Raw genomic sequence first — 15,701 nt, 5'->3', positions numbered from 1 at the left:
GTGGGACGGCGCCCCGGCGTACGGGCTCAGCGCCCGACGTGGCCCTCGGTGTAGTCGGCGTCCTTCGTCTCGACCCAGGCGAACAGCTTGCGCAGCTCGCGGCCCGTCGCCTCGATCGGGTGCGCCTCACCCTTGGCGCGCAGCTCCTTGAACTCGGGCGCGCCGGCGTCCTGGTCCTTGATGAAGCGGTCCGCGAAGGCACCGGACTGGACGTCCGCGAGGACTGCCTTCATGTTCTCCTTGACCTCCGGCGTGATGACGCGCGGGCCGGAGACGTAGTCGCCGTACTCAGCGGTGTCGGAGACGGACCAGCGCTGCTTGGCGATGCCGCCCTCGTAGATGAGGTCGACGATGAGCTTGAGCTCGTGCAGCACCTCGAAGTAGGCCACCTCGGACTGGTAGCCGGCCTCGGTGAGGGTCTCGAAGCCGTACTGGATCAGCTGCGAGACGCCGCCGCAGAGCACGGCCTGCTCGCCGAAGAGGTCGGTCTCGGTCTCCTCGGTGAAGGTGGTCTTGATGCCGGCGGCGCGCAGGCCGCCGATGGCCTTGGCGTAGCTGAGCGCGAGCTCCCAGGCCTTCCCGGAGGCGTCCTGCTCGACGGCGACGATCACGGGGACCCCGCGGCCGGCCTCGTACTCGCGGCGCACGAGGTGGCCCGGGCCCTTGGGGGCGACCATGCACACGTCGTGGCCGGCGGAGGGCTTGATGTAGCCGAAGCGGATGTTGAAGCCGTGCGCGAAGAACAGCGCGGCGTCGTCCTTGAGGTTCGGCTCGATCTCCTCCGCGTACACCTTCCGCTGCACCTGGTCGGGGGCGAGGATCATGACGACGTCGGCGGCCTTGACGGCCTCGGCCACGGTCGCGACCGCGAGGCCCTGCTCCTCGGCCTTGGCGCGGGAGGCGGAGCCCTCGCGCAGGCCCACGACGACGTCGACGCCGGAGTCGCGCAGGTTCAGGGCGTGCGCGTGCCCCTGGCTGCCGTAGCCGATGATGGCGACCTTCTTGGACTGGATGACGGCCAGGTCGGCATCGTCGTCGTAGAACAGCTCAGCCACGGTGGTTCTCCTTCATGTTGGTGCGATCGGGATGGAAAGGATCGTGCGGTGCCCGGCCGGTGCGCGGCGCGCCGGCGGTCGGGCGGGTCTGGGGTCAGGCGGAGCGGACGTTGCGCTCCAGGGTCCGGTCAGTCATCGACCGGGAGCCCCGGGCGATGGCCACCGCGCCGGACTGGACGATCTCGCGCACGCCGTGCGGCTCGAGCGCCGCGAGCAGCGCCTTGACCTTGCCCTCGGAGCCCGTGGCCTCGATGGTCACGGCGTCCGGGGCGACGTCGACGACGTGCGCCCGGAACAGCTCGACGACCTGCAGCACCGCGGTGCGCGAGGCGTCGTCCGCGCGGACCTTCACGAGCAGCAGCTCGCGCTGGACGGAGCTGTCGGGCTCGAGCTCGACGATCTTGAGCACGTTGACCAGCTTGTTCAGCTGCTTGGTGACCTGCTCGAGGGGCAGCTCCAGGGCGTCGACCACCACGGTGATCCGGGAGATCTCCGGGTGCTCGGTGGGGCCCACGGCGAGGGAGTGGATGTTGAAGGCCCGCCGGGCGAAGAGGGCGGCCACGCGCGTGAGCACGCCCGGCTTGTTCTCCACCAGCACGGACAGCGTGTGCCTGTCGCTCATCTGCTGCTCCTCACTCGTCGCGATCGAACGCCGGGGTGATCCCGTGCGCGTACTGGATGTCGTCGTTGCTCACGCCGGCGGCGACCATCGGCCACACCATCGAGTCGCGGCTGACCACGAAGTCCACGACGACGGGCTGGTCGTCGATCTCCATGGCCCGCTTGATCGTCGCGTCGACGTCGCCGGTCGAGGTGCACCGCAGACCGACGCAGCCGTAGGCCTCCGCGAGCTTGACGAAGTCCGGGATGTGCCGCGTGTCGTGCCCGGTGTGCAGGTCCGTGTGGGAGTAGCGGCCCTCGTAGAAGAGCGTCTGCCACTGCCGCACCATGCCGAGGGAGGAGTTGTTGATCAGCGCCACCTTGATCGGGATGCCCTCGAGGGCGCAGGTCGCCAGTTCCTGGTTGGTCATCTGGAAGCAGCCGTCGCCGTCGATCGCCCACACCGTGGCGTCCGGGCGGCCGACCTTGGCGCCCATGGCCGCCGGGACGGCGTAGCCCATGGTGCCCAGGCCGCCGGAGTTCAGCCAGGTACGGGAGTGCTCGTACCGGATGAACTGGGCCGCCCACATCTGGTGCTGGCCGACACCGGAGACGTAGACCGCCTCCGGGCCGACGATCTCCCCGAGGCGGGAGATGACGTGCTGCGGGGCCATGAGCCCGTCCTCGGTGGGCGCCCAGCCCAGCGGGTACGTGGCCCGCAGCTCGTCGAGCTGCTTCCACCAGCCCTCCAGGTCCGGGCGGCCGTGCTGGGCCTGCGCCGCCGTCAGCTCGACCACGAGGTCGGTGACGATCTCCTTGAGGTCGCCCACGATGGGCACGTCCGCGTAGCGGTTCTTGGAGATCTCGGCCGGGTCGATGTCCGCGTGGACGATCGTGGCGCCCGGCGCGAAGCTGTCGAGCTTGCCCGTGACGCGGTCGTCGAAGCGGGCGCCGAGCGCGACGACCAGGTCCGCCTTCTGCAGCGCGGCGACCGCCGGGACGGTGCCGTGCATGCCGGGCATGCCGAGGTTCTGCGGGTGGGAGTCGGGCACGGCGCCGCGGGCCATCAGCGTGGTCACGACCGCCGCGCCGGAGAGGTTGACCAGCTCGAGCAGCTCGGGCGAGGCGTTCGCGCGGACCGCTCCGCCGCCGACGTAGAGCACCGGACGGCGGGCGGTGGCCAGCAGCCGGGCGGCCTCGCGCACCTGGCGCGCGTGCGGGCGCGTGACGGGGTGGTAGCCGGGCAGGTCCATCTCCGGGGGCCACACGAATGTCGAGCCGGCCTGCTGCGCGGACTTGGCGATGTCGACCAGCACCGGGCCGGGCCGGCCGGTCGAGGCGATGTGGAAGGCCTCGGCGATGCGCGCGGGGATCTGGTCGGCGTCGGTGACGAGGAAGGAGTGCTTCGTCACGGGCATCGTGGCGCCCACGATGTCCGCCTCCTGGAAGGCGTCCGTCCCGATGAAGGACGCCCCCACCTGGCCCGTGATCGCCACGACGGGGACGGAGTCCATGTGGGCGTCCGCGAGCGCGGTGATGAGGTTGGTCGCGCCCGGGCCCGACGTCGCCATGCACACGCCGACCCGCCCGGTGGCGGCGGCGTAGCCGGTGGCCGCGTGCCCCGCGCCCTGCTCGTGGCGCACGAGGATGTGCCGCAGCCTCGTCGAGTCGAACAGCGGGTCGTAGGTGGGCAGGATCGCCCCGCCCGGCATGCCGAAGATCGTGTCGACGCCCGCCTCCTCGAGCGCGCGCACGATGTTGCGCGCGCCGGTGGACGGCTCGTTGATCGCCGCCTGCGCAGCGGCGACCGCCGGGGCGACCCGGACGGGAGCTGCTTGCGTCGTGGGCGCGGCCGGGCGAGGCGGCGCCGGGTGAGGAGCCTTGGCCATCGTGTGCCTCCTGTGGTTCGGTCATGCGAATGCGTACGTGCCGGGCATGAAAAAACCCCTCGTCCCGCCAGACGGGTGCTCGAGGGGTGCGCGCAGGTTCGACTCAGCGAACGGCTGCGCGCCGCGGAAGTACGTCAACTCGGATCTCCATGAGGTTCACCATAGCGCCCCGCCCGGCCCAGGTCACACCACGCGCCGGCCGTCTCACATCGTGGATCACGGACTCAGATGGTGGACCCCTTCTTCGTTGCCGGCCGCGGCCCGGCGGGCTCCGCCAGCACGGCCTCGTTGCCCTCGGCGTCCGCGACCACCCACCGGGCTGGCGTGGCGTCGTCGACGAGGCGGCCGCCCGCGTCGAGGACGGCCCTCAGGCGTGCCGGCGCCTGACCCGCCGGGACCTCGATGACCACGCGGGTGCCGCTGCGGCCCGCGCCCGGCGCCGGCGCGAAGGACAGCGACGGGCCCCGTCCGTCCGCGTCGACGAGCGCGCGGGCGGCGGTCGGGTCCTCCCCCGGGCCCACGAGCGGCTTGTACCCGAGCGCGGCGCGCCAGAACGGCACGAGCGCGCCGGCGTCCCGGGCGTCGACCGCGATCGCGACCTGCCGCGCCCGTTCCGGCTCCGCCCCGATGCCCATCTCGGAGGCGATGTCGGAGACGCGGCGGGCGAGCGCGACGTCGCGCTCAGTCAGCCCACCGGCGTCGTGGGTGACCAGCGCGACGTGCACGCGGAAGTAGCGCAGGTCGATGTCCGGATGGTGGTCCAGCTCGTCGGCGACGGCGCCGATCCGGCGCACGAGCTCGATGCCGCGCGCCATCGTCCGGGTGCGGAACGTGCCGCGCAGCCGGCCCGCGACGACGCGCCAGTCCCCCAGCCCCGGGCGGGACTGGACCTCGGCCGCGGCCAGGGTGCGCATCGCACCAGCGTCGCACCGCGGGCGGCGGCGCGGAAGGGGACACGACAGGCGTGACACGGACGCGTGACGCGGCCCACGCCGCGCGCGTGACCTCCCGCCCGGCCGGGTGCCCCACGGGGTCGTTAGGCTCCGGTGGCGGACCTCGAACCGGGAGCGGCACGTGCACACGATCTTCCAGGCGCTGGCGGACCAGCCGCTGCTCCTGCTCTTCCTGGTCGTGGGCGTCGGCGCGCTGGCCGGGCGGGTGTCCGTGCGCGGCGTGTCCCTGGGCGCCGCCGCCGTCCTGTTCACCGCGATCGGTCTCGCGGCGTGGGGCGTGGGTGCCGGCGTGACCCTCGCGATCCCCGAGGTCCTCGGCTCCCTCGGCCTCGCCCTGTTCGCGTTCGTCACCGGCATCTCGGCCGGGCCGAACTTCTTCCACGCCCTGCGGACCGCCTACCCGCTCATGACCGCCGTGGCGGTCCTCCTCGTCATCGGTGCCGGCACCGCCGTCGCCGTCGGTCGCCCCCTGGGCCTGGACGCGGAGACGGTGGCCGGGACGTTCGCCGGCGCCCTGACGTCCACCCCCGCCCTCGCCGCCGCGGGCGGGACGCCGGCCGCGACGGTGGGGTACTCGGTGACGTACCTGTTCGGCGTGGTGGGCATGCTCGCCGTGACGAGCCTCGCGCTGCGCTACCGCGCTGCCGACACCGACGCCCCCTCCCCCGTCGTCGACCGCACCGTGCGGGTGGAGCGGACCGACAACCCGACCGTCGCGCAGGTGCAGGACCGCCACGGCGGGCAGCTGCGGTTCTCCCGCATCCGCCGGTCCGAGACGGGCCCGGCCGAGCCCGTGCCGGCGGACACTGTGCTCCACACCGGCGATGTGGTCACGGTCGTGGGCCCCGCCACGGTCGTCGCCGCGCTCGTCGCCGAGCTGGGGCACCTCTCTTCCCACGACCTCGTGGCCGACCGCCGGGACCTGGACCACCGGCGGATGACGATCTCGTCGCTGCGCCACGCCGGCCGCACGGTCGCCCAGCTCGGGCTCGAGCGGCAGTTCCACGCCACCGTCGTGCGGGTGCGGCGGGGCGACGTCGACATGGTCGCCGTGCCCGACCTCGTCCTCCAGCTCGGGGACCGGGTCCGGGTGGTCGCGCCGCGCGCCGCGATGGACACGGTGACCCGGTACCTCGGCGACTCCGCCCGCGGGCTGACGGACCTCAACCCGGCGGCCCTCGGGCTGGGCCTGGTCGCGGGCCTCCTGCTCGGCGCGGTCCCCGTCCCGCTGCCCGGCGGCGAGACCTTCGCGATCGGGGCCGCCGCCGGCACGATGATCGCGGGGCTCGTCCTCGGGCGGATCGGCCGCATCGGCCCGGTCGTGACGTCGCTGCCGCAGACCGCCGCCGCCGTCCTCTCCGAGATCGGCCTGCTGGTCTTCATGACCTCCGCGGGCGTGAACGCCGGCTCGCACATCATCGACGCGTTCGCCTCCGGCGACGTGCTCAGCATCCTGGCGGTCGGCGTCGTCGTCACGCTCGTCGTCGGGCTGGCGGCGTACGCGCTGCTCCGCTGGGGCCTGCACGTGGGCGGCACGCGCCTGTCCGGGATCCTCGCCGGCATGCAGACGCAGACGGCGCTGCTCGCCTACGCGAACGGGCGCACCGCGCACGACCCGCGGGTGGCGCTCGGGTATGCCCTTGTCTACCCCATGGCCCTGATCGTCAAGATCCTCTGCGCCCACGTGCTCGCGGGGCTCTGACCCGGGGCCCGGCGGCCGGAGCCGGGTCAGCAGCAGCGCGCGCCCGGGTTCGCCTCCTGCTCGGCCCAGCGCCGGCACCAGAACTCCTTCTCGGTGGGCACCTCGGCATCCGGATGGGCGCGCCGGAGGTACGCGACGTAACGCTCGTAGTCGCCGTCGCCCATCAAGGCCCGCACGTACCAGCGCACCGCGCGGGCGGCGCGGACGGTCGCCGCGCGCGCCGTCCCCTCGGTGCCCGGCGCCCCGGCCGCGCTGGTCGCCGCACGCGGCGCCCGGGCCTCGGCGGTCACCGTGCCGCCTGCTTCGCGTGGTCGCCCGCGTGGCCCTGCGCGCCGTGGAAGACGCCCTCGGGATCGACGGCGAGCCACTCGGCCTCGATCTCCTTCTCCGTCTTCGTGGCGATCAGACCGGTCGGCGCGAACCGGTGCGAGGGCTCGTCGCCCTCCTCCGAGGTCGGCAGGCCGCCGGCGCGCACCGACCGCACGACGACGACCATGCCCGCGAGGAACACGATGAGCACGAGCACGGCGAACAGGGCCTGCAGCGTCGTCTGGATGTAGGTGTTGCGGATGACGGCGTCCATGGCGGCGGGGTCGGTGGCGCTGCCCAGGCTGGTCTCGCCCGCCTCCCGCGCACCGACGAACCGGCGGTTCTGCGCCCAGTACCCGATCGCCGGGTCGGCGCTGAAGACCTTCTGGTACGAGGCGGTCATCGTCACGATCAGGTCCCACGCCAGGGGCACGCCCGCGATCCAGGCCCACCGGTACAGCTGCTTCTTCATGATCACGACGAACACCACCGTCAGCGCGATGGCGGCGAGCAGCTGGTTCGCGATGCCGAAGAGCGGGAAGAGGGTGTTGATGCCGCCGAGGGGGTCCGTGACGCCCATGAGCAGGATCGCGCCCCACGCGGCGACCACCACGAGGGAGGCCACCCAGGCGCCCACGCGCCACGACGGATCGCGGAACTTCCGGAAGGAGCCGCCCAGGTTGCCGAGGGTGTCGGTGAGCATGAACCGCGCGACGCGGGTTCCGGCGTCGACCGTGGTGAGGATGAACAGCGCCTCGAACATGATGGCGAAGTGGTACCAGAACGCCTTGAGCGCATCCCCGCCCAGGGCGCCCGAGAGGACCTGCGACATGCCGAACGCCAGCGTGGGCGCGCCGCCGGTCCGGGAGATGATCGACTCCTCCCCCACGCCCGAGGCCGCGCCGGCGATCGTGCCGGGCGTGACGTCGACGCCGCCGAGGCCCAGCCCGTTCACGTAGGCCGCCGCGGTCTCCGGGGTCCCGCCGGTCACGGCGTCGGGGGCGTTCATGACGAAGTAGAGGTGCTGGTCGATGACGACGGCCGTCAGCAGCGCCATGATCGCGACGAAGGACTCGGTGAGCATCCCGCCGTAGCCGATGATGCGCGCCTGGCTCTCCTTCTCGAGCATCTTCGGCGTCGTGCCGGAGGAGATGAGGGAGTGGAACCCGGAGAGCGCGCCGCACGCGATGGTGATGAACAGGAACGGGAACAGCTTCCCGGCGAAGGCCGGGCCTGTGCCGTCCAGCGCGAAGTGGCTGACGGCGGGCGCCTGGACGTGCGGGCCGACCAGGAGGATCCCCAGCGCCAGCAGCACGATGGTGCCGACCTTCATGAACGTCGAGAGGTAGTCGCGGGGCGCGAGGAGCAGCCACACCGGCAGCACGGACGCGGCGAAGCCGTAGACGATCAGGCACCACGCGAGGGTGACCTTGCCCAGCGTCAGGTACTCCTGGCCCCAGCCGGTGCCGTTCACCCAGCCGCCGGCGATGATCGCCAGCAGGAGGAGGACCACGCCGATCAGGGACACCTCGGTCACCTTGCCCGGGCGCAGGAACCGCAGGTAGATCCCCATGAACAGGGCGATCGGGATCGTCATCGCGATGGAGAACACGCCCCACGGGCTCTGGGCGAGCGCGTTGACGACCACCAGGCCGAGGACCGCGATGATGATGATCATGATGGCGAAGACGCCGATGAGCCCGGCGACGCCGCCGACCGTGCCGGTCTCGTCGCGGACCATCTGCCCGAGCGACCGGCCGCGCCGGCGCACCGAGAGGGTGAGGACGAGGTAGTCCTGGACGGCGCCGGCGAGCACCGCGCCGATGACGATCCAGATGGCCCCGGGCAGATAGCCCATCTGGGCGGCGAGGACGGGGCCGACGAGCGGGCCGGCCCCGGCGATGGCCGCGAAGTGGTGGCCGAAGAGCACGCGCCGGTCCGTCGGCTCATAGTCCTTCCCGTTGCGGTACAGCTCCGCCGGGGTGGCGCGGTCGTCGCGGGGCCGCACGACCTTGTACTCGATGAGCCGGGCGTAGAAGCGGTAGCCGACGATGTACGTGCCGACCGCGGCCACGACGAACCAGCGCGCGTTGACGGTCTCGCCGCGCACGATCGCGATCATCGCCCACGCCACCGCCGCCACCAACGCGATGACCGCGAAGACCAGCTTCTTGCGGGGGGTCATCGGGCTGCGGTCGATCACCGCCACCGGCGGGCGGGACGGGTCGGTGCGGACCGTGTCGACAACATCGGAATGAGACATCAGGCTCTCCCGGCGACTCACCGGCGGGCTGCGGCACCGCACCGGACCACGACGGCGGGGCGGCCGTCGAAGCAGTCATACACCGCCGGTGCGCGCCCTGCCACTTCGCGGCGGGCCGCCGCGACGGGCGACCGGCCGCGCCGGGATCCGGCCCGCGCCCGGGGTCAAGGCCCCCGAACGGACGAGGGGCCGCCACCCGTGGGTGACGGCCCCTCGCCGGTGCGAGCTGCGCTCAGCAGCAGCGCGCGCCGGGGTTGGCGTCCTGCTCCGCCCAGCGGCGGCGCCAGAACTCCTTCTCCGTGGGGACGGGCGCGCCCGGGTGCACGCGCTGCTGGTGGGCGACGAAGCGCGCGTAGTCGTGGTCACCCATCACCGTGGTGATGTACCAGCGCACGGCGCCCAGGGCGCGTCCCGCGGCGGACGAGGCGCGCACGAGGACGTCCCGTCCGCCGCGCGCGCCGTCGGCCACCGCCGTCAACGCACCGCCTCCTCGTGGTCGCGCTCCTCGTGGTCGCGCGCGTGGCCCTTCGCGCCGTGGAAGACGGCGTCCGGGTCCACCTCGAGCCACTCGGCCTCGATCGCCTTCTCGGCCTCGGTCGCCCTCAGGCCCCGCGGCGCGAACCGGTGCGAGGGCTCGTCCCCCTCCTCCGACGTCGGAAGGCCGCCGGCGCGCACGGAGCGGACCACGACCACCATCCCGGTGACGAAGACGACGAGCACGAGCACCGCGAACAGGACCGACAGCGACGTCTGGATGTAGGTGTTGCGGATGACCGCGTCCATCGCCTCCGGCGTGGCGGCGGTGCCGAGCGAGGTCTCGCCGGCCTCGCGCGCGGCGACGAACCGGCGGTTCTGCGCCCAGTACCCCAGGGCCGGGTTGGCGGAGAAGATCTTCTGGTACGAGGCCGTCATGGTGACCAGGAGGTCCCAGGCCAGCGGCACGCCGGCCATCCACGCCCACTTGTACAGCTTCTTCTTCATCAGGACCACGAAGACGAGCGTCAGCGCGATGGCGGCGAGCAGCTGGTTCGCGATGCCGAAGAGCGGGAAGAGGGTGTTGATGCCGCCGAGGGGGTCCGTGACGCCCATGAGCAGGATCGCGCCCCACGCGGCGACCACCACGAGGGAGGCCACCCAGGCGCCCACGCGCCACGACGGGTCACGGAACTTCCGGAAGGAGCCGCCCAGGTTGCCGAGGGTGTCGGTGAGCATGAACCGCGCGACGCGGGTTCCGGCGTCGACCGTGGTGAGGATGAACAGCGCCTCGAACATGATGGCGAAGTGGTACCAGAACGCCTTGAGCGCGTCCCCGCCGAGCATCTGCGAGAGCACCTCGGACATCCCGAAGGCCAGCGTGGGCGCGCCGCCGGTGCGGGAGATGATCGACTCCTCCCCCACGCCCGCCGCCGCCCCGCTGATCTGGTCAGGGGTCACGGGCGAGGACCCGACGCCGAGCGAGTTGACGTAGGCGGCCGCCGTCTCCGGCGTGCCTCCGGTCAGGGTGGCCGGCGCGTTCATCGCGAAGTAGAGGTTCTGGTCGACGACGACGGCCGTCACGAGCGCCATGATCGCGACGAAGGACTCGGTGAGCATCCCGCCGTAGCCGATGATGCGCGCCTGCCCCTCCTTCTCCAGCAGCTTGGGCGTGGTGCCGGAGGCGATGAGCGAGTGGAACCCGGAGAGCGCGCCGCACGCGATGGTGATGAACAGGAACGGGAACAGGGTGCCCGCGAAGGCGGGCCCGTCGCCGTTGATCGCGAAGCTGCTCACCGCCGGGGCCTGGACCTGCGGGCCGACCCACAGGATGCCGATGGCGAGGAGGGCGATGGTGCCGACCTTCATGTAGGTCGAGAGGTAGTCGCGGGGCGCGAGGAGCAGCCACACGGGCAGGACGGAGGCGGCGAAGCCGTAGATGATCAGGCACCAGGCCAGGGTGACCTTGCTCAGGGTCAGGTACTCCTGGCCCCAGTCCGAGCCGTTCACGTAGCCGCCGGCGATGATCGCGGCCAGGAGCAGCACGACGCCGATGGCCGAGACCTCGGCGACCTTGCCCGGGCGCAGGAACCGCAGGTAGATCCCCATGAACAGGGCGATCGGGATGGTCATCGCGATGGAGAACACGCCCCACGGGCTCTCGGCGAGCGCGTTGACGACGATGAGCCCGAGCACGGCGATGATGATGATCATGATGGCGAAGACGCCGATGAGCCCGGCGACGCCCCCGACCGTGCCGAGCTCGTCGCGGACCATCTGCCCGAGGGAGCGCCCGCGACGGCGGACGGAGAGCCACAGGACCAGGTAGTCCTGGACCGCGCCGGCCAGCACCGCGCCGATGACGATCCAGATCGTGCCGGGCAGGTAGCCCATCTGGGCCGCCATGACCGGACCCACCAGGGGCCCCGCGCCGGCGATGGCCGCGAAGTGGTGGCCGAAGAGCACGCGCCGGTCCGTCGGCTCGTAGTCCTTGCCGTTGTCGTAGAGCTCGGCCGGGGTGGCGCGGTCGTCGCGGGGCCGCACGACCTTGTACTCGATGAGCCGGGCGTAGAAGCGGTAGCCGATGATGTACGTGCCGACCGCGGCCACGACGAACCAGCGGGCGTTGACCTCCTCGCCGCGGACGAATGCGATGATGGCCCACGCGACCGCCGCCACCAGCGCGATGACGGCGAAGAGAATCTTCTTGCGGGGGGTCATCGGGGTGCGATCGATCACGGCGACCGGTGGTCTCGCGGGATCGGTGCGCACGACATCGACGTGCTTCTGTCTCAACATGTGCGTCTCCAGCGTTCGGCCGGGCCGCAGCGTCGCCGCCCGGATACACGGAACGACTAACGGACGTTCCACGTACCTTATACACCCGCGCGGTGGCGAGGTCACATCGTTATCTGACGGCCTTCACGGCACGGAGACGGCCCGCACCCCGTGGGGTGCGGGCCGTTCGTCACCGGCACGGAGGCCTCGGGCGCGCGGCGTGCGGGGTGCGCGGTCCTGCCGCCGCCGGCGCCCGAGGGCGGCCGCTACTCGAGGATGGCGCCGCGCGAGGCGGACTGCACGAGTTTGGTGTACTTACCGAGCACGCCCTTGGTGAACTTCGGGGCCAGCGGCTCCCAGCCCTGCTTGCGCGCCTCGAGCTCGGCCTCGTCGACCAGGAGGTCCAGCCGGCCGTTGCCGACGTCGAGGCGGATCCGGTCGCCGTCCCTGATGAAGGCGATGGGGCCGGCGTCGACGGCCTCGGGCGCGACGTGGCCGACGCACAGGCCGGTCGTGCCGCCCGAGAACCGGCCGTCGGTGAGGAGGAGCACGTCCTTGCCGAGCCCCGCGCCCTTGATGGCGCCGGTGATCGCGAGCATCTCCCGCATGCCGGGGCCGCCCTTGGGGCCCTCGTAGCGGATGACGACGACGTCGCCGTGCGTGATGGTGCCGTCCTCGAGGGCGTCCATGGCGGCACGCTCGCGGTCGAACACGCGGGCCGTGCCCTCGAAGACGTCGGTCTCGAAGCCCGCCGACTTGACGACCGCGCCCTCGGGCGCCAGCGAGCCGTGGAGGATGGTGATCCCGCCGGTCTTCGCGATCGGGTCGCTCGTGGAGCGCAGCACCTTGCCGTCGGGGGCCTCGGGCGCGAGCTTCTCGAGGTTCTCGGCCACGGTCTTGCCGGTCACGGTCATGCAGTCGCCGTCGAGCAGGCCCTCGTCGAGCAAGGACTTCATGACCACCTGGATGCCGCCGACCTTGTCGACGTCGTTCATGACGTACTGCCCGTAAGGCTTGAGGTTGGCCAGGTGCGGCACCTTGGCGCCGATGCGCGCGAAGTCGCCCAGGGTGAGGTCGACGTCCGCCTCGTGGGCGATGGCGAGCAGGTGCAGGACGGCGTTCGTGGAGCCGCCGAAGGCCTGGACGACGGCGATGGCGTTCTCGAACGCCCCCTTGGTCATGATGTCGTGCGAGGTGAGGCCCTGGCGCAGCATCTCGACGACGGCCTCACCGGCGCGGTGGGCGCCGGCGTCGCGCCGGCGGTCGGCCGACGGCGGCGTGGCCGACCCCGGGATCGACATGCCCATGGCCTCGGCGACGGTCGCCATGGTGTTCGCGGTGTAGTACCCGCCGCAGGCGCCCTCGCCCGGGCAGATCGCGCGCTCGATGCGGCCGAGGTCCTCGGTGCTCATGAGCCCGCGGGAGCACGCGCCCACCGCCTCGAAGGCGTCGATGATCGTGACGTCCTTCTCGGTGCCGTCGGAGAGCCTGACGTAGCCGGGCATGATCGAACCGGCGTAGATGAACACGCTCGCCAGGTCGAGGCGCGCCGCGGCCATGAGCATGCCGGGCAAGGACTTGTCGCAGCCGGCGAGCAGCACGGAGCCGTCGAGACGCTCTGCCTGCATGACGGTCTCGACGGAGTCGGCGATGACGTCGCGCGAGACGAGGGAGAAGTGCATCCCCTCGTGGCCCATGGAGATGCCGTCCGAGACCGAGATCGTGCCGAACTGCATCGGGTAGCCGCCGCCGGCGTGCACGCCCTCCTTGGCCGCCTGCGCGAGACGGTCGAGGGAGAGGTTGCAGGGCGTGATCTCGTTCCACGAGCTCGCGATACCGATCTGGGGCTTGGCGAAGTCCTCGTCCCCCATGCCCACGCCGCGGAGCATGCCGCGGGAGGCTGTGGCTTCGATGCCGTCGGTTACCTGGCGGCTGCGGGGCTTGATGTCGGGACGTGCTGGGGCGTCAGTGCTCATGCGGCGAGTCTAGGGCGCGCACGGCACCGTGACCGGCACGGATCGCAGGACGGACGCCGTCCCGGGCGGGGGTCACGACTCGAGCTCGACCTCCTCGACGGTCTCGGCGCCGGCCTTGATGTGCCGCGTGACCCACGGCGAGAGGGTGAGGAGCGCGATCGCGAAGATCATGGCGACCACGCCGATGCCGCCGAAGTACGTCGAGTCCGACGTGCCCTCGGTCACCTGCACGAGCTGGGCGGTGATGGCCTGCCCCGCGGCGGGGGCGAGGAACCACAGCGCCATCGACTGGCTGCGGAACGCCGCCGGCGCCAGCAGCGTCGTCGCCGCGAGGCCGACGGGCGACAGGCACAGCTCGCCGAGGGTCTGGAGCAGGTAGGTCACGCCGAGGACCCACGCGGGTGCGAGGGTGTCCGCGTAGCGGGCGGACATGCCCGCGAGGAACAGGAACGAGAGCGCGGCGAGCCCGAGGCCGAGGGCGAACTTGATCGCCGTGGGCGGGTGCCCCTTGAGCTTGACCCAGAGGCCCGCGAACACGGGCGCCAAGATCACGATGAGGGCCGGGTTGATGGACTGGAACAGCTCCGGCGGGAGTGTCCGGCCGAACAGGTTCAGCTGCGTGCGGTTCTCGGCGAACGCCGCCATCGTCGTCGCGGCCTGCTCGAAGATCATCCAGAAGATCATGGCCGTGACGAACAGCGGTATGTAGGCGAGCACCCGGGACCGCTCGTGCGCGGTGACCCTCGGGGAGCGGTACATGACGACGAAGTACAGGACCGGGGTGGCGAAGGCGAGGATCGACATCGTGTCGATGAACGTCGAGAGGAGTGAGCCCTGCGTCACGAGCTTTACGGCGGCTACGAGCGCGATGATCACCACCACGCCGATCACTCCCCACCTGATGACGGCGGGGCCCTCGTGCGGCTGGAGCGGGTTGGTCACCGTGTCACCGGCACCGCCGAGGAGGCGACGGCCGGCCACGAAGAAGATCAGCGCCAGCGCCATGCCGACCGCCGCCACGGCGAACCCGGCGTGGTAGCCACCCCAGGTGCGGGCCAGCCCGACCAGGAACGGCGCGGCGAGCGAGCCGAGGTTGATGCCCATGTAGAAGATCGAGAACGCGCCGTCACGGCGGGGGTCGCCGCGATCGTAGAGCTCCCCGACCATGCTCGAGACGTTGGGCTTGAGCAGCCCCGTCCCCAGGGCGACGCAGGCGATGCCCAGGTAGGAGGACGCCGCGATGGGGACCGTGAGCAGGACGTGGCCGGCGGCGATGATGATGCCGCCGTAGAGCACCGAGCGGCGCGCGCCGATCATCCGGTCGGCGAGCCAGCCGCCCACCACCGAGAGCAGGTAGACCGACGTGCCGTAGATCGAGACGAGCGCCAGCCCGCTCGTCTGCTCCATGGCCAGGCCGCCCTTGGCGACCGTGTCGGTGAGGTAGAAGAGCAGGATCGCGCGCATGCCGTAGTAGCTGAACCGCTCCCACAGCTCCGTCCCGAACAGGGTCAGGAGGCCGAGCGGGTGCCCGAAGAACGCCGTGTTCCTGGGGACCTCTCGCGTGTCTCCCGGCGCCGGCGAATGGTCTCCGGTGACGGCCGGGTTGCTCGGTTCGTGATTGTCAGGCATCTTCTCGACCAATCGAGTCGCGGCGTTGACGGCCCAGCGCGCTTCAGCAGGCGCCCGGGCTACTGACGATGCGCTATCCGCCCCCGACGGCGCAATAGGGGCTTCCCCGCACGCACATTCGGACGGCGCGCCCAAGAACGAACGCCTGGCCGCCCCGCCGCGCAGGGCAAGTGCGCGGAGCGGCCGAGTCCCCACCCCACCCCACGTCGAGCGGTCAAGTCCTAACCGTGCCGGGCGCTCCGCCCGCGGTCCGGCTTTCGGCGCCGAGCGGTCAGGTCCTAGCGTCTAACGCGGACCCGACGTCGGCTGCGGGCGTGACGCCTGGCGTCCTGGGGCGTCGCTCGTCGACCGGCATTGTTTGCGGCCCTGAAGAGGCCGCCACCTGCCGGTGGGTCCCGTTTCGTTGGACCCCCGGGAAGGCGACAAGACGGGATTCTCACGTCCGGGATGCAGAAAGGCCCCCACCGGTGGTGGGGGCCTTTCTGTTGATGGGTGTTCGGCGGTGTCCTACTCTCCCACACAGTCTCCCGTGCAGTACCATCGGCGCTGAGGGGCTTAGCTTCCGGGTTCGGAA

11 protein-coding genes are annotated in these 15,701 nt (G+C 71.8%); 1 reads left to right on the top strand and 10 read right to left on the bottom strand.

Annotated elements, in window-relative coordinates; genetic code table 11:
- Positions 1-26 precede the first annotated feature (26 nt).
- From ilvC to EJK16_RS16480, 4 genes are all read right to left on the bottom strand, one after another.
- Complete coding sequence (ilvC, locus tag EJK16_RS16495) at positions 27-1,055, bottom strand: ketol-acid reductoisomerase (protein ID WP_127131309.1); 1,029 nt, start codon at positions 1,053-1,055, stop codon at positions 27-29.
- Between the two features lie 94 nt (positions 1,056-1,149).
- Positions 1,150-1,677: an acetolactate synthase small subunit gene (ilvN, locus tag EJK16_RS16490; protein WP_127131307.1), complete on the bottom strand. Its 528-nt coding sequence runs from the start codon at positions 1,675-1,677 to the stop codon at positions 1,150-1,152.
- A gap of 10 nt (positions 1,678-1,687) precedes the next feature.
- Complete coding sequence (locus EJK16_RS16485) at positions 1,688-3,544, bottom strand: acetolactate synthase large subunit (protein ID WP_127131296.1); 1,857 nt, start codon at positions 3,542-3,544, stop codon at positions 1,688-1,690.
- Between the two features lie 224 nt (positions 3,545-3,768).
- Positions 3,769-4,458, bottom strand: coding sequence for a 4a-hydroxytetrahydrobiopterin dehydratase (locus tag EJK16_RS16480; protein ID WP_127131294.1), 690 nt, complete (start codon positions 4,456-4,458; stop codon positions 3,769-3,771).
- Positions 4,459-4,618: 160 nt separating this feature from the next.
- Here EJK16_RS16480 and EJK16_RS16475 point away from each other — a divergent pair, with 160 nt between their 5' ends.
- The gene (locus tag EJK16_RS16475; RefSeq protein WP_127131292.1) at positions 4,619-6,199 is read left to right on the top strand and encodes an aspartate:alanine exchanger family transporter; all 1,581 of its coding nucleotides are present in this window, start codon (positions 4,619-4,621) and stop codon (positions 6,197-6,199) included.
- A 26-nt stretch (positions 6,200-6,225) separates the two neighbouring features.
- Here the strand turns inward: EJK16_RS16475 and EJK16_RS20355 are convergent, their stop codons facing one another.
- From EJK16_RS20355 to EJK16_RS16445, 6 genes are all read right to left on the bottom strand, one after another.
- Positions 6,226-6,489 carry a YbdD/YjiX family protein gene (locus tag EJK16_RS20355; RefSeq protein WP_240646122.1) on the bottom strand — a complete coding sequence of 88 codons (264 nt, stop codon included), beginning with the start codon at positions 6,487-6,489 and terminating at the stop codon, positions 6,226-6,228.
- Positions 6,486-8,771, bottom strand: a complete 2,286-nt coding sequence (locus tag EJK16_RS16465) for a carbon starvation CstA family protein (RefSeq protein ID WP_127131290.1) — start codon at positions 8,769-8,771, stop codon at positions 6,486-6,488. The genes EJK16_RS20355 and EJK16_RS16465 overlap by 4 nt, the downstream gene beginning before the upstream one ends.
- Before the next feature lie 232 nt (positions 8,772-9,003).
- Positions 9,004-9,240 carry a YbdD/YjiX family protein gene (locus EJK16_RS16460; RefSeq protein WP_205739819.1) on the bottom strand — a complete coding sequence of 79 codons (237 nt, stop codon included), beginning with the start codon at positions 9,238-9,240 and terminating at the stop codon, positions 9,004-9,006.
- 5 nt (positions 9,241-9,245) lie between these two features.
- Complete coding sequence (locus tag EJK16_RS16455; RefSeq protein WP_127131288.1) at positions 9,246-11,543, bottom strand: carbon starvation CstA family protein; 2,298 nt, start codon at positions 11,541-11,543, stop codon at positions 9,246-9,248.
- A gap of 245 nt (positions 11,544-11,788) precedes the next feature.
- Entirely contained in the window at positions 11,789-13,498 is a 1,710-nt protein-coding gene (gene ilvD / locus EJK16_RS16450) for a dihydroxy-acid dehydratase (protein ID WP_127131286.1), read from the bottom strand.
- A 72-nt stretch (positions 13,499-13,570) separates the two neighbouring features.
- A complete protein-coding gene (locus tag EJK16_RS16445) occupies positions 13,571-15,127 on the bottom strand; it encodes a peptide MFS transporter (protein WP_127131284.1) in 1,557 nt (518 codons plus the stop codon).
- Positions 15,128-15,701: the final 574 nt, after the last annotated feature.

It is taken from the genome of Georgenia sp. SYP-B2076, from assembly GCF_003991205.1.
Taxonomy (GTDB): domain Bacteria; phylum Actinomycetota; class Actinomycetes; order Actinomycetales; family Actinomycetaceae; genus Georgenia.
Note: the sequence above shows the minus strand (reverse complement) of the source record. Positions and strands in the feature narration are given on the sequence as shown.